This is a genomic window from Pelovirga sp., assembly GCF_059864205.1.
This window is the reverse complement of sequence record NZ_JCBCBS010000162.1, coordinates 1-14,986: the sequence shown is the minus strand read 5'-3', so window position 1 is coordinate 14,986 and position 14,986 is coordinate 1. Positions and strand designations below refer to the sequence as shown.

Sequence of the window (14,986 nt, the reverse complement as noted above, 5' to 3'; positions counted from 1 at the left end):
GTCAACAGTGACTGGTGTTGAGCCGCCAGCCCGACTGCGGCAGCCGTCCGTGTCGAACAGGTCGGGCGGTCATCGATATGGACCAGAATGCTTTTATAATTCATGCCGAAGCTCCTGTTGTTCTACTGTATTAATATCAGGTATCTGTTCAGCACCGGGTCTTTGAATCCGATGTCAAGGGACGCGATTGTTTCCCGTTGGGTCATCCATGACCGCTTTTTGTCGCCGTCCATGGCGACAAAAACCCTTGCCACAGGATCCAACGACCCGGGGCAAGGATAGTGCTGAATAGTTACAATATCAGTTCTTTTTACCCAGATAGGCTTCCTGGACCTTCTCGGACGCCAGCAAATCTGCCGAAGGTCCCTCAAGGGCGATTTTCCCTACTTCCAACACATAGCCGCGATCTGCCAGTTTCAGCGCCGCCTTAGCGTTCTGTTCAACCAGCAGCACCGTCACCCCTTGGCGCGAAATTTCCTTTATCTGCTCAAAAATCGCCTTGACCAGAATCGGCGCAATCCCGAGAGAGGGTTCATCGAGGAGCACCATTTCCGGATCACTCATCAAGGCTCGGCCGATGGCGAGCATCTGCTGTTCCCCACCGGAGAGGGTGCCGGCCAGCTGCTTGCGCCGCTCTTCCAGACGCGGGAACATCTCGTAGATCCAGCGCAATGTCTTGGGATTGACCTTCCCCTTGCTGTAGGTTCCCAGCAGCAGATTTTCTTCGACCGTCAGCACGCCAAAAACCCGTCGACCTTCAGGCGAATGACTGATCCCCAGCTTGACAATTTTATGCGCCGGGATCTTAGTCAGTTCCTGCCCTTTAAAACGGATGGAGCCCGACTTGGTCTTGATCAATTGACTGATCGCCCGCATCGTGGTGGTCTTCCCGGCGCCATTGGCACCCAGGATGGTTACGATCTCACCACGCTGCACCTCCAGCGATACTCCCTTCAGGGCAGCAATAGCCCCGTAGGAAACCTCAAGGTCCTCGATGGTGAACAGAACGTCATTACTCATCGTCTTCATCCTCACTGCCGAGATAGGCTTCGATTACCAGCGGATTTTTCTGGATTTCCTCAGGTGTCCCTTCGGCTATCTTTTTACCGAAATTCAGCACCGTCAGATAATCGGTCACCTTCATGACCAGTTCCATGTCATGCTCAATCAGCAGTACCGTTATTCCCTTCTGGCGAATGCTGAAAATGGTGTCAACCAGCTCAGCCGTTTCATTGTCATTCAAACCGGCGGCCGGCTCGTCGAGAATCAGCAGGGTCGGGTCAACCGCCAGCGCCCGTGCCATCTCTACCCGGCGCTGATGACCATAGGGCAATGACATGGTTGGCGTGGCAGCGAATTCCTCAAGGTTGAAAAACTCGAGAAGTTCACCGACTTTCATCCAGTTCTCTTTTTCATCGCGGCGCGAGCCGGGAGTCGGGCAGATCCCGTGCCACCACCCTTGAGAGCTTTTGATGTGACGGCCGCTCATGATATTTTCCGCCACCGACATCTGGCTGAACAGACGGATGGTCTGAAATGTCCGGACGATGCCGCGGGCGACAATCTGATAGGGGGTCATGCCACGAATTTCTTCACCGCGCCAACTGACCGATCCCTCTTCTGATTTATAGATCCCGGTAATACAGTTGAAGACCGTTGTCTTGCCGGCTCCATTGGGGCCGATAACGCCATAAATCTGGCCGGAAGAGACCTTCATGGACAAGGCATCAACCGCTGTCAGACCGCCAAAGCGCTTGGTTACATTGGTTAAAATCAGCTCGTTATCCGCCATTTTTCGGTTCCTTGATCAAAAATTTCGGGATTTTTCCAAAGGTTGCCGGCCAGATGCCACGTGGTCGCAAAATCATGGTCAGGATCATGGCAAAACCGAAAACAAAGAAACGCCAGGTCGAGAACTCGCGGAAGATCTCCGGCAGCACGAACATGACGAACACCCCGATCAGCACACCGGGAATTGACGACCCTCCGACCAGGACAATACTGAAAAACAATACTGACTGGATAAACTCAAAGGCCTCGGGACTGACCGCTGAGTATTGAGTGGCAAAAACACTGCCGGCCAATCCGGCAATACCGGCACCAAGACCAAAGGCAAAAATCTTGTAGAGACGGGTGTTGATGCCGATACTTTCGGCCGCCAGGGGATCTTCGCGCAGGTAATGGAGGGCGCGGCCAACCTTGCTTTTGTCAAGATTGATCATGATCGCCAGGGTCAACAGCAGGACGGCAAAAGCGTAGTAGTAGATCGCGACTTGACTGCTCAATTCGAATCCGAACAGCCGCAGCGGATCGATGCCGAAGATGCCGTTGGGACCCCCGGTAACCCCGCCTAAGTTATTGATAAGAACCTGGACAAAAACGATATTGAAACCGATGGTGACCACCAGCAGATAATCACCACGCAAATGGACAATGGGCGCCGCGAGGACAATACCGACCAACACCGGTGCAATAATGGCAACGGGAATTGTCGCCATAATCGGCCAGCCGAAATGGGAATTAAGGATAGCCGTCACATAGGCACCCATGCCGAAAAACATGGCCTGCCCCATATTGAACATACCGGCCTTACCCAAAACGATGTCCTGCGATAAGGCGACGACCGAAAAAACCAGGAAAGTGACTGCAACGGTTTGCCAACGCGGATCGAGCAGATGCGGCAGAATGGCCATCACCAGCAAAAACACCAGCAAGGAGACAATCGATAGTTTTTTCATCAGACTTTCTCCGCAACCCGCTCACCGAGCAATCCGGTGGGACGAACAATCAGAATAAAAATCAGCAACATGAAGGTGAAGGCATCGGCCCAGGTACTGGAGACGTAACCGGAGATAAAAGCACTGAACAATCCCAGCAGCATCCCCCCGAGCATGGCGCCGGGAATGTTGCCGATACCACCGAGAATCGCGGCAATAAAAGCATATAAACCATATTGCCAGCCCATATTGAAGGTGATCCCACGATAGTAAAGACCGATAAAAAGACCACCGATCGCCCCCAGGGATGAACCGATGATAAAGATCAGGGCAATAATGTTATTAACGTTGATCCCCATCAACCGGGCGGCATCCTGATCGATAGAACTGGCCCGGACTGCGGCTCCTATCCGGGTTTTTTCAATAAAAAGGTACAATGCTACCATCAGCACCAGGGAAATAACCAGAATCAGCACCTGAATCAGGCTGATCACCACGCCACCAAAGTGCCAGTAGTGCTGCGGCACCAGTTCCGGAAAAATCCGCATACGCGGCCCCCAGATCAGCATGATACCGTTCTGGATCACCAGACTGGCACCCAGCGCCGAAACCACTGCCGACAGGCGCGGCGCTGTACGTAGCGGCCGGTAGGCGACACGCTCCAGAACGACCCCGACACAGGCCATTAATCCGGCCGTCAGCATAAAAATCGCGATCACGGCAAACAGGGATGATGCCTGACCCATGACCTGGGTATAGACCGTCAATCCCACAAAAGCAGAGGCGGCGACCATATCACCATGGGCAAAATTGATCAGCCGCATGACTCCATACACCATGGTATAACCCAAAGCGACCAGGGCAAACATGCTGCCAATGGTTAAGCCATTAGCAAGTTGCTGAAAAAAGGTTTCCATAAGCCAGGTACTCCTGCTAGGCAAAAATTAAGCTTCTCGACCGTACAGCGCGATACAGCAACGCAACGTTACTGTATCGAACTCTGCAACCAAGAACAAAGGGGGCGTGTGGTGCTTGCGCCCCCTTCGGCTAATTCAGGGTATCTACTCCAGGATTACTGCTGATGGGCAATCTTGTAGCTGCCGTCAGCCTGGATTTCAAAGGTCATGTAGCTGCTGCCAATCCGATTACCGTCTTTGGCAAACTTGAGCGGCCCAGTGATACCTTCAAGCGGCTCATCCATGTTCCACAGATACTCAACCGCTTGACGGGTGTCAAAGCTTTTATTCTGTTCCATGGCATGGATAATGGCACGCATACCATCAATGTTCATCAGACCCCAGATTGACGGCGGACGCTCACCGTAGGTTTTCTCGTAGTCGTTGATGAAATCTTTGGCAAGATCATAGGGAAGCATATCAACGGTCGGAACGTTGATGATCTTCGCACCTTTTGCTGCCGAACCGGCCAGCTTGATAAAGTCGGGATTGTCGTTGGCATCACCACCAATAAAATCGGCATTGATACCCAGAGCGACCTGCTGGGCACGCAGTTGACCGCCGTCAGTGTAATAACCGGCAGAGAAGATGACATCAGGGTTCTTGGAACGAATATTGGTCAGCACCGGGGTAAAGTTCTGGGAGTCGGCGCGAATCTTGTCATAGGAGACAACATTGCCACCAAGAGCTTTAATTGCTGCTACCGTTGCATCAGCCAGACCCACCGCGTAACTGGAGAAATCGGATACCACGACAATCCGCTTGTAGCCTTTGACGTTCACCATATAGTCAGCGGCATATTCAGCTTCGGCGCTGTTGGGGAAAGAGTTACGCAGGAAGGTCCAGTAACCCTTTTCGGTCAGGCTGTCAGCAGTACCGTCGGAGGTCTGGATAACACCGGCATCATAATAAATTTTCTGGGCCGCTTCAGCAGCGGTTGAGGTGTAAGAGCCGATGATCATCTTGACGCCACGATTAACCAGTTCGCGCGCGCAAATGGCAGAGGCCATGGCGGTTGCCTGGTCATCACAAGTAAACACCTCAATCTGACGCCCCATAACACCACCAGCGGCATTAATCTGATTGGCAAGCAGACGGGTACCGTTGTCGATTCCCTGGCCTTCATTGGCATAACTGCCGGTAATCGGTGCCTGCACCCCGACCTTGAGGGTTTCAGCACTGGCCAATGTTGCCGTCATAACGACCGCAACGCAGACCACAAACAATGACTTAAGCGTTTTTTTCATCTGATCCTCCTGATTTTTAAAATTGTTGACCTGCAACTGTGCTGCAAGCATGTCCAGACCCACTCATCACTACGGTCGATCCAGACCTGTCCGCAACAACCAACGATGGAAAATTAGAATAGCACAGAATCACGATCTCAGTGCTTGTTTATCCTGAGCATTTGCTTGAGCGCATGCTGGGCAATCGATGGATTCTCTTTGAGGCGGCGCCGCGAATAAGGCAGCCAGTCGCGCCCGTAGGGAACATAAATCCGCAAGCGGTGGCCACCGGCAAGAATGATTTCGCGTAATTCCTCATCGACTCCGAGCAACATCTGAAATTCGTATTGATCCGCTGTCAGATTCATTTTACGCACCAGGTGCATCGCTTCAAACACCAGAAATTCATCATGGGTAGCTATCGCCGCATAGGCACCCTGTTCCAGCATCTGCGCAAGACAATTGCTAAAGTTGCCATTAATCGCCTGCGGATTTTTCCACGCATGGATCCGCGGTTCGACGTAAATCCCCTTGCAGAGGCGATAGTTCTGATAACCATCGGCATGATCTGCAATGTCCTGAGGGGTGCGCCGCAAATAAGACTGGAGCACCGTTCCCACATGACCGGGAAACTCGCGCCGCAGCGTATCGAACATTTCCAGGGTCGCATCCGTGGTACCGATATCTTCCATATCAATACGCACAAAGCTGCCGAGCTTTTTCGCTTCGCTGACCAGTTCGTGAATCAACCCAAAGCAACGCTCCGGATCAAGCAACAGCCCCATCTGGGTCGGCTTGATCGACAAATTGCCATTGAGCTTTTCCCGGTCGATAGTCCGCAGTATCTCAAGGGCCTGATTTTTGAATTCAATCGCCTGTTCAAATTGGGTAATGAACTCGCCAAGAATATCAATAGTCGTCATCATTCCCTGCTGGTTCAGATCTTTACTGACCTGAACCGCATCTGCCAGGGTCGATCCGGCAATGTACCCCTTGGCAAAATAACTGACGATCGGCTTGGGCACATGCATAATGGTTTTGGCAACAGCGTAATTAAATAGTGACATAGGGCGTTCCTGATCGCTGCAAAAAGTGAGGGAGCTTGATGGGAGCCCATCCAGATGGGCTCTCATTACCTTTTTAAATCCGCGGGCCAGCTACTCAGCTGCCATGTAGGGATATTCAAAACTGCGCGGCGGCACAAAGTTCTCCTTGATCGCCCGCACCGACACCCAGCGCATCAGATTCTGTTTGCTGCCGGCCTTGTCGTTGGTGCCTGAGGCACGGGCACCACCAAAGGGTTGCTGGCCAACCACCGCTCCGGTCGGTTTATCATTGATGTAGAAATTGCCCGAGGCATTTTCCAGCTTTTTCATCACCTTGCTGATCGCTGTGCGATCCTGGGCAAATACTGCTCCGGTCAGACTGTAGGGAGAGGTTGTGTCGCACAGCTCGAGGGCTGCATCAAGGTCAGCATCGGCATAACGATAAAGGGTGATGACCGGTCCGAAGATCTCTTCTTCCATGGTTTTAAAATGCGGGTCACTGGTGACGATGACTGTCGGTTCAATAAAGAACCCCTTGCTATCGTCATAGTTGCCACCGATCACAATCTCGGCATCCGCCGACTCTTTGGCGTAGTCGATGTAGGCGGTAATCGATTTGAACGCATTGCGATCGATGACAGCATTAAAGAAGGTCGAAAAATCAGTAACGTCACCCATTTTGATGCGGCTGCACTGGGCTTTGAGCTCGCTCATCACCGGCTCCCACAAAGATTCTGGAATATATGCGCGGGAGGCAGCGGAACATTTCTGCCCCTGATACTCAAAGGCACCTCGCACAATAGCCGTTGCCAACGGTGCAACATCCGCCGAGCTGTGGGCAAAGATAAAATCCTTGCCGCCGGTTTCGCCAACAATGCGGGGGTAACTCTTGTAAAGATTGTCAGCGATATTGCTGCCGATCTGCTTCCACATCCCCTGGAATACACCGGTACTGCCGGTAAAGTGGATACCGGCAAAATCCGGGCTGTTCAGGCAGGTATCACCAACATTGGCACCGGAACCGGGAACAAAATTGATAACGCCATCGGGCAGTCCGGCTTCCTGCAGCAGTTTCATAAAATAATAGGGAGCATAGACTGCCGATGAAGCAGGTTTCCACACCACAGTATTACCCATGATCGCCGGCGAGGTCGGCAGGTTACCGGCAATGGCGGTAAAGTTGAAAGGCGCAATAGCAAAGACAAACCCTTCCAGCGGGCGATGCTGGACATAGTTCCAGATCGGTGGTGGTGAGTGCAGGGGCTGGTCGGCATAGACCTGCTGGGCGAAATAAACATTAAAACGCAAGAAGTCGATCAGTTCGCAGGCGGAATCGATCTCGGCCTGGTAGGGACTCTTGCTGATATTGAGCATGGTTGCCGCATTGATCAGAAAACGGTAGGGACCGGCGAGCAATTCTGCCGCTTTGAGAAAAATTGCCGCCCGCTCTTCCCAGCGCAGGGCTTCCCACGCGGGTTTGGCAGCCATGGCCGCATCGATAGCCATCTGGGTTTCTTTGGGACCGGCCTTGTGATACTGGCCGAGGGTCACCGAATGGTCATGGGGACAGGCGATTTTTGCCAGATCACCGGTACGCACTTCCTTGCCACCAATAATCAGCGGAACTTCCACCTGTTTGGCTTTCAGCTCAGCCAGTGCCTCCTTGATCTTGCTGCGCTCAGGAGTACCGGGAGCATAACTCAGTACAGACTCATTGTGGGGATACGGAACAGACAGTACGGCATTGTTCAAAAGGTTCATGATTCTCCTCTTAGGAAATGGGGGAAACAAAGCAAACGGCGTAACTATTCAGCACTGTCCTTGCGCAGGGCCTTTGGTTCCTGTGGCAAGGGTGTTTGTCGCCATGGACGGCGACAACAAGCGGTCAGGGATGACCCAACGGGAAACAATCGCGTCTCTTAACATAGGATCCGAAGATCCGGTGCTGAACAGATACCAAACGGCTAACAAAAGCTTCCGTAGACAAACACAAAGCAAAGAAGGTGCCAAACTCTGTTTTGCTAGATAAAACGAGACTAATGTGTGCTGTCAGAGTGGGTCTGTGTGGTGTTTTTTGAAAGATTTAGTCAGATAAGATTTTTTATTCAGGGTTGGTTTTTCTCTCCCCTAAGGAAAAGAAAAGATTGTGAAGCGCGCCCCTATGCAAAAATGCATAAGGGTGAATATTTGTTGTTTCAATTAACAATCTGATGCTTTTTCAATTTTCTGGCAATCGTTGACTGGTTAACCCCCAGCGCCTCAGCCATTTCTATCTGTGAACGATGTGCGCACAGCGCCCGGGTGAGTATTTCCTTCTCCACCCATTCCATAGCATCCTTAAGAGGAAGGCCAACCGGGAAGGGACAAGTCTGTGAACCAGGCTGGACAGGAACTGTACTGATCTGTCCGGGCAGGTCATCAACATCAATAACATCCGTCTCTGTCATCACCACCAGGCGCTCACAGATATTCATCAACTCGCGGACGTTACCCGGAAAGGAATAACCGCACAGGGCGTCCAGGGCAGCGCGGGTCATGCGTTTTCTGCTGCTGCTGCGCTTACCGAACTCTTCCAGATAATGATGAATCAGGGGGATAATACATTCAGAGCGGTCACGCAACGCCGGGATCTGGATGGGAATGACATTGAGACGATAGTAAAGATCGAGGCGAAAGCGCCCCTGCTCAACCATTTCCTCCATATTCTGGTGTGTCGCAGCCAACACCCGGACATCCAGCTTTCGCCCCTTGGTGTCACCAAGGCGGGTGATCTTGCCGTCTTCGAGAAAACGCAATAACTTGACCTGTGATCCGAGGGGCAGCTCGGCAATTTCGTCGAGAAACAGGATGCCTCCATCGGCCAGTTCAAACTGACCTGGCTTGCCGCTGGACAGAGCGCCGGTAAACGCCCCTTTTTCGTAACCAAAGAGTTCTGCTTCGATGAGGGATTCGGGAATTGCCCCGCAGTTGATTTTGATCAACGGTTGCCCGGCCCGCGCTGAGTGGGTGTGAATCAACTGGGCGATCAAGCCTTTGCCCACCCCGGATTCACCGAGGATAAATACTGAGGAATCAGCCTTGGCAACCCGCATGGCCTGCTGCACAGCACGAATCATCTGCGGGCTGCGGGCAATAATCTGCTGTGACTCAAGTTCAGCCTGTTGCATGGCAAGCATCTGGTCGCGCAAACTGTTTTTGATGGCTTCCTGCTTTTCCAGTTCCCGTTGCAGCGCATCGATCTCGGTGACATCGCGCTCACTGACAACCACCCGAATCAATTCTGAGCCTTCATCAAATACCGGCGTTGCAATGGAAATCAGCTTATGGCCACCCTTGTTCTGCAGAAGGCTGACACGCTCCTTACTGATACTGGCCTCTAAGGCCGCTGAACGATCAATAAAACCCTCTTCAATCAGTACTCGCATATTACGGCCAACGAGAGCGTTGGCAGAAATTTTATGGATTTTTTCTGATGCCGGGTTCATCCGAATAACATTGGCCTGGGCATCACAAACAAAGAGCCCATCGGAGGAAGAATCGATAATCGTGTCGAGTTCACGCGACAGGGTATTGAAAGAGGGATGACGGCGGGTCATGATGTCGAGCTGGCTGCTATCAACCAGCACACAGACGGCACCGACAATTCTCTTCTTTTCCAGCAGTGGGTTGACTGCCACCAGATATTCACACCCACCCAACTGCAGTGGGATTTCACAGCTACCTAAATCTCCCGAGAGGATTTTCTCAACCTGCTCCCAGAAGCCGGGATATTCACGCTCCAGCCTGACACCAAGCGCAATATCCAGAGATTGCCGCGCCCGGCAACTGATTAAGATGACCTGCCCTGACACATCTATCACCAGAATATTCCTGTCGGTGGCATCGATCACTGATTGGATATTTAGAATGGCAGGTCGACTTTTCATGCGACCATTATGCACAAAAGCATCAATTATGCAAAGAGGAATACCGGCCTTTGCCTAAATGGGACATTTCCAAGACCAACTGGCATGTTTCCGATTCAAAAAACGCGGAATTTTTCGCAGGGTCAAGGAAATCGAGGAATTTGTGCGGAGGCTAAGTACTTTACGCCGCACAAACAAAGCCGAAGATTGACGCAGAGATTGCGGAAAAGGAGCGTTTCCGGGCGGAAACTAAATTGATTCCCAAAACTCCGCTGCCTCCTTCCAGCGCAGCGCCTCATCAATATCCTGCGGCACCCCGGTACCGGTCGAGTACATGATCCCGAGACAATACTGTGCCCGCGTATGCCCCTGATCTGCGGCTTCCATCAACCACTTTTTGCCCTCAAGAGGATCCTTTTTTACCCCTTTGCCGTTCAGATACATGACCCCGAGGTTATATTGCGCATCAGCATTGCCGGCTTTAGCAGCCTCGCACCACCAATGGTAAGCCAGGGAAAGATCCGGGGCCACACCGATCCCCTTGGCCAGGTGTTGCCCCAGCAGCAGCTGGGCGCGCTGATGACCGCGGGTGGCGGCCTGTTTGAGCAAAACCACGGCGGTCAGAGGATCACGCACCTCATCGCTGCCACCAGCGAGCAATTTGCCCAGATGATAGAGAGCATCGAGATAGTTCTGTTCTGCCGCGCATTGCAACCATTTGCGTGCTTCGCTGTCACTCTGCAGCACCCCGGTTCCCTTGGCGTACATCATCCCCAGATGAAACTGTGCTGCCGGCAATCCCTGCTCTGCTGCCTGACGCAGCCACTGACGCGCCTTGGAGTAGTTCTTTTTAACTCCTTTGCCAACCAGATACATGTGCCCCAGGGTAAACTGAACTTTTGGATTCCCCTGTTCAGCCGCCAGCGCCCACCAGCGGCGCGCTTCAAGAAAGTCCTTGGGCACCCCGTGCCCCTTTGCGTACATCAGCCCCAGGTTGTACTGGGCATCAGAGAAACCCTGATCAGCAGCCTTAGAAAACCAGATCAGCGCCTGCCCATAGTCCTGATCCACGCCACGCCCCTTGATGTACGCTTGCCCAAGAGCATTCTGGGCGCGAGCGTAGCCCTGTTCAGCGGCCTGTCGGAACAGGCGCGCCGCTTCCAGTGTATTTTCTGTTACGCCCTGACCCATATCATACATGCGACCAAGCATGAACAGGGCTCGCGGATACTGATGCTGAGCAGCCAGCTGAAACCATTTCATTGCCTCGACATAGGACCTGGCTACCCCCTTGCCGTGCAGGTAGTTCATCCCCAGTCGATAGTGTGTTTGTGCCATTCCGGTCATAGTTCCCTCAGCATACAAGCTGCAACAGTTATCTGCGCTGTGCAGAGACATTTACCTTGTTACCCAAAGCAGCGTTAGAATTCAGACTATACACGAAAAACAGCAACTGACTGAACCGGTAAAATAAAGAGCCGATCAACGAACAGATATCGGCAAAATACGCCACTGTCGGCGCTGATCGTTATGGCGCCAAAATCCAGATCCCCTGCCTGATTGAGATAATCAATAGAATGGTTGGTATCAGGTCTTCATCGGTATCAAACGCACCAAAGGCGGTGAGAGCCGGTCAGCTTTCACCGCCTTTGGTATTTTTATGCCGATAAATCAAACGGGCTCAGGCTTCCGCCAGCGTCATCTCCCTCTTGTTCTTGGATTTTTGCATAAACCAGACTGCGGCAACAATCGCCAAACCAACGCCATCGGTCAAAAAAGTTGGCCAGAACAGCAGGAACGTAGCCCCTGCCAGCAGGATCCACTCCACCACCGACGTTCGCCTGAACCAATAACCCATCATCAGGCTGGAAAAAGCAATGGTTCCCAGAAAAGCCGAGAGGAAGGACGAGAAAACACGATATGGAGTTGCTGCGATCTCGGTACGCACCAGATTGTCCCCCGGCTCAACCATCGCTCCCGGACGTGAAAAAACCTGGGTCACGGTGGCATTACGCTGGGCTTTTACCTGGACCACTTCGCCTCCCGCCATGATGAGGGCCAGAACGTCACCTTTTAAAACTTCCTGATTTTCTTCAACTTCTACCTTAATCACGCTGGCAAAAGGAGCATCCATCTCGGGGATTTTGGCATCGATCACCTTTCCCTGAAACAGGATGGACGGGGTAAAGGCAAACAACAGCGGCACAACATACAGCATTTTAGCAAACTTGAATGCTGTCCAGCCGGTCTTCCAGGGGTCCGATCCCGCTATTGCTGCACCGGCATAAGCTGCCACACAAACAGGCGGGGTGATATTGGAATCCTGGCTGAGCCAGTAAACGATCTGATGCGCGACGATCGCCGCAACCCCAAAGGCCCCAAGCGCCGGCACCGCCAATACCGCAACAATCAGATAAGAAGCCGTCACCGGCACCCCCATGCCCAGCACCAGAGACGCCAGAGCGATCAGAATGATGGCCAACAACAGGCTGTTTCCTGCAAGAGCGATAATCAGATCTGAGAATTTGAGCCCCATCCCGGTCAAGGAAATCACCCCGACGATTACGCCGATGACCCCGACGGTCGCGCCAATGATCAGGGTATTACGGGCACCGGTCTGAATCGCCTCCCAGATCTCTTTCGGTCCCATGCGGGTTTCCTTATTCACCCAGCTGATTGCAATACAGGAAAATGTGGCCCAGAAGGCGGCAAACCCGGGTGAACGACCCACAAGCATCAGAACCGTTATAATGACCAGGGGAAGAGCATAATACCAACCGGTTTTAAGAACTTCCCTCCAGTGAGGAAATTCCTCATCCTTGATGCCAACAATATTCAGTTTTTTTGCCTCAAAATGAATCATACAGAAAACAGAGAAAAAGTAGAGCATGGCCGGGCCAACAGAGATCATCATGATGTAGGAGTAAGGTAAGCCCGTCAATTCTGCCATCAGGAACCCACCAGCCCCCATGATCGGCGGCAGAAACATACCGCCGATGGAAGCCGCGGGCTCAATCGCACCGGCAACATGAGGGCGAAAACCGGCGCGCTTCATCAGCGGAATAGTAAAGGCCCCGGTTGAAACCGTATTGGCAATGGCACTGCCGGACACCGAGCCGAATAGCGCCGATGCCATAACCGCAACCTTGGCCGGGCCACCGGTACTCCGCCCGGCCAGGGCCAGAGGCAGATCAATAAAAAAGCGTCCCGCTCCTGACTTGTGCAAAAAAGCACCGAAGAAGATAAACAGAATAACGTAGGTTGCCAGGACATTGGCCATCACCCCGAACACCCCATTGGTTGTCAGAAACAGGGCATTACAGATGCGCTCAAAACTGAAACCCCGGTGGGCAAGGAGACTCGGCAGATAGGGGCCAAAATAGGCAAAAGCAATCATTGAGGCCCCAATGATGGTCATCGACCAGCCCAATACGCGACGACAGACCTCAAAAGAAATCAGAATGCCGGTAATACTGATCAGGGCATCCAGTTCATTTTCCGCACCGGCCCGCCAGTTCAGAGCTTCAAACTGGGACAGCCAGTAATACACAACACCGGCAGCAACAACGGCAAAAAGAACATCTGAGGAGGTCGGCTGATGAGCCCATTTTTTTGCACACCAGGTATCAGCCAGATGGAGGACAACCGTAAGAACAATAGTCGCCAGAAACAGCGGCCACAGAGCCAGAGATTGCCCTAGCCCGGCAGCAATCCCATCACCCTTGAAGGTATCGGCCAGTCCCATAATCTGCTGGTAATAAATGACATGGTTTTTGTAGACCAACAAGATAGCCAGGCCGCTGGTCAAGACAAACGACAATATCAGATTCATTACTGCACGAATCCAGGTCACACCAACCGGATAAAGCAAAAAAACCAGAACATAGGTAATAAAAACATAGATACCCAGATGAAACTGAGTGCCGACGGAAGCAACCCCCGCCGCATAGAAGTAAAAAACCACCAGAAAAGCGCCCAATAGAGCCACGACCCAGTTCCAGAAGCCGGTCGGAATGCGAAAGGTTTTGGCATCCTTTTCCATCAACTTCTTTAGCTTTTCCCGGTCTCCATCTTCCATATTTTCAAAGTCGTTCTTTGTGTCTTCTTGCATTAAATCACTCCGTGCGGCGGATTGCTGCCCCGAATGGGGAGGCTGGACAAAGGAAGCGGGACTCTAGAGCCCCGCTTCGGTTGGTTCATCTACCTGATTCTGTTACGTCATTCTAATTCGCCTTCTGAGCGTCAGACAAAGGCAGCCCTTTCTCGGTCCAGAATTTCGCTGCGCCCTTGTGTACCGGTGTAGCGATGCCAAAAAGGGCATCCTCGACCTTCATGGCCCTCGCTGTTCTGGTAACACTCACCATAAAAGCAAGGCCCTCATCGGAATAGATGTCTGCCAGAGCATTGTAAGCCTGCTTTTCATCAACGTGTTTGCCGGCGGTCCAGATGGCGGAATCCTGAACCGTCTTGACATCATAATCAACCCCCTGATAGGTGCCGGCCGGGATGGTCACTTCTGCATAGTAGGGATGATCCTGGAAGAAGGTTGCCCCCGGCGCTTTGCCTGCATCTACCAGGCTCAGAATCCTGATCGGGTTACTGGCAGCGGCCTGGATGACCGACGAGTTCGGGAATCCGGCAAACACCCACATGGCATCGATCAGACGGTCGCCAAGAGCCGAAGCGCCCTGGCTGTAACCGATAAACTCCGGGGTAAACTTATCCCATAAACCAACACCGGTGAAAAAACGCTGCGCTGAAGCAGCAGCACCCGAGCCCGCCGGACCAACGGCTACCCGCTTACCTTCAAGCTGTTTAACATCGGTGATACCACTCGACTCCAGAACCAGCAGGTGAGCTGGAGCACCGTAGAGATACGCCATGGAATGAACGTCGGCATACTGGCGAGTGTCACCGGTCAGCTTGCCATTTTTAGCCAGGTAAAGGTCACCGGCATATGTGATGCCGAAATCAGCATCGCCGGAATTAACCCGCCGCAGGTTCTCAACCGAACCAGCCGACATCATGTTGGAAACATCCATGTCAGCTTGAGTACGGCTCAAACGTGAAGAAATGGCATTGGAAAAATACTGGAAGGTGCCACCGTCAGGGCCTCCGGAGAAGGCCAGGCGCGAC

Annotated in this window: 11 protein-coding genes; all 11 read right to left on the bottom strand. The window is 52.5% G+C overall.

Annotated elements, in window-relative coordinates; genetic code table 11:
* Window positions 1–300: 300 nt before the first annotated feature.
* Entirely contained in the window at window positions 301–1,005 is a 705-nt protein-coding gene (locus AC6F7T_RS10700; RefSeq protein ID WP_337906802.1) for an ABC transporter ATP-binding protein, read from the bottom strand.
* A gap of 7 nt (window positions 1,006–1,012) precedes the next feature.
* Window positions 1,013–1,792, bottom strand: a complete 780-nt coding sequence (locus AC6F7T_RS10695; protein ID WP_500718705.1) for an ATP-binding cassette domain-containing protein — start codon at window positions 1,790–1,792, stop codon at window positions 1,013–1,015.
* Window positions 1,782–2,738, bottom strand: a complete 957-nt coding sequence (locus AC6F7T_RS10690) for an ABC transporter permease subunit (protein ID WP_500718703.1) — start codon at window positions 2,736–2,738, stop codon at window positions 1,782–1,784. Before AC6F7T_RS10690 ends, AC6F7T_RS10695 begins: the two co-directional genes overlap by 11 nt.
* On the bottom strand, window positions 2,738–3,634 hold the full coding sequence (locus AC6F7T_RS10685; protein ID WP_500718702.1) for an ABC transporter permease subunit: 897 nt from the start codon (window positions 3,632–3,634) through the stop codon (window positions 2,738–2,740). The genes AC6F7T_RS10690 and AC6F7T_RS10685 overlap by 1 nt, the downstream gene beginning before the upstream one ends.
* Window positions 3,635–3,789: 155 nt before the next feature.
* On the bottom strand, window positions 3,790–4,920 hold the full coding sequence (locus AC6F7T_RS10680; RefSeq protein ID WP_500718700.1) for an ABC transporter substrate-binding protein: 1,131 nt from the start codon (window positions 4,918–4,920) through the stop codon (window positions 3,790–3,792).
* A 137-nt stretch (window positions 4,921–5,057) separates the two neighbouring features.
* The gene (locus AC6F7T_RS10675) at window positions 5,058–5,966 is read right to left on the bottom strand and encodes a proline dehydrogenase family protein (RefSeq protein WP_500718699.1); all 909 of its coding nucleotides are present in this window, start codon (window positions 5,964–5,966) and stop codon (window positions 5,058–5,060) included.
* A gap of 90 nt (window positions 5,967–6,056) precedes the next feature.
* A complete protein-coding gene (gene pruA, locus AC6F7T_RS10670) occupies window positions 6,057–7,706 on the bottom strand; it encodes an L-glutamate gamma-semialdehyde dehydrogenase (RefSeq protein ID WP_500718698.1) in 1,650 nt (549 codons plus the stop codon).
* A 434-nt stretch (window positions 7,707–8,140) separates the two neighbouring features.
* Window positions 8,141–9,871 carry a sigma 54-interacting transcriptional regulator gene (locus AC6F7T_RS10665; protein ID WP_500718696.1) on the bottom strand — a complete coding sequence of 577 codons (1,731 nt, stop codon included), beginning with the start codon at window positions 9,869–9,871 and terminating at the stop codon, window positions 8,141–8,143.
* A 228-nt stretch (window positions 9,872–10,099) separates the two neighbouring features.
* On the bottom strand, window positions 10,100–11,188 hold the full coding sequence (locus tag AC6F7T_RS10660; protein WP_500718695.1) for an SEL1-like repeat protein: 1,089 nt from the start codon (window positions 11,186–11,188) through the stop codon (window positions 10,100–10,102).
* 343 nt (window positions 11,189–11,531) lie between these two features.
* Entirely contained in the window at window positions 11,532–13,961 is a 2,430-nt protein-coding gene (locus AC6F7T_RS10655) for a TRAP transporter fused permease subunit (protein ID WP_500718694.1), read from the bottom strand.
* A 112-nt stretch (window positions 13,962–14,073) separates the two neighbouring features.
* The coding region (locus AC6F7T_RS10650; protein WP_500718692.1) for a TAXI family TRAP transporter solute-binding subunit at window positions 14,074–14,986 on the bottom strand (913 nt) is incomplete at its 5' end.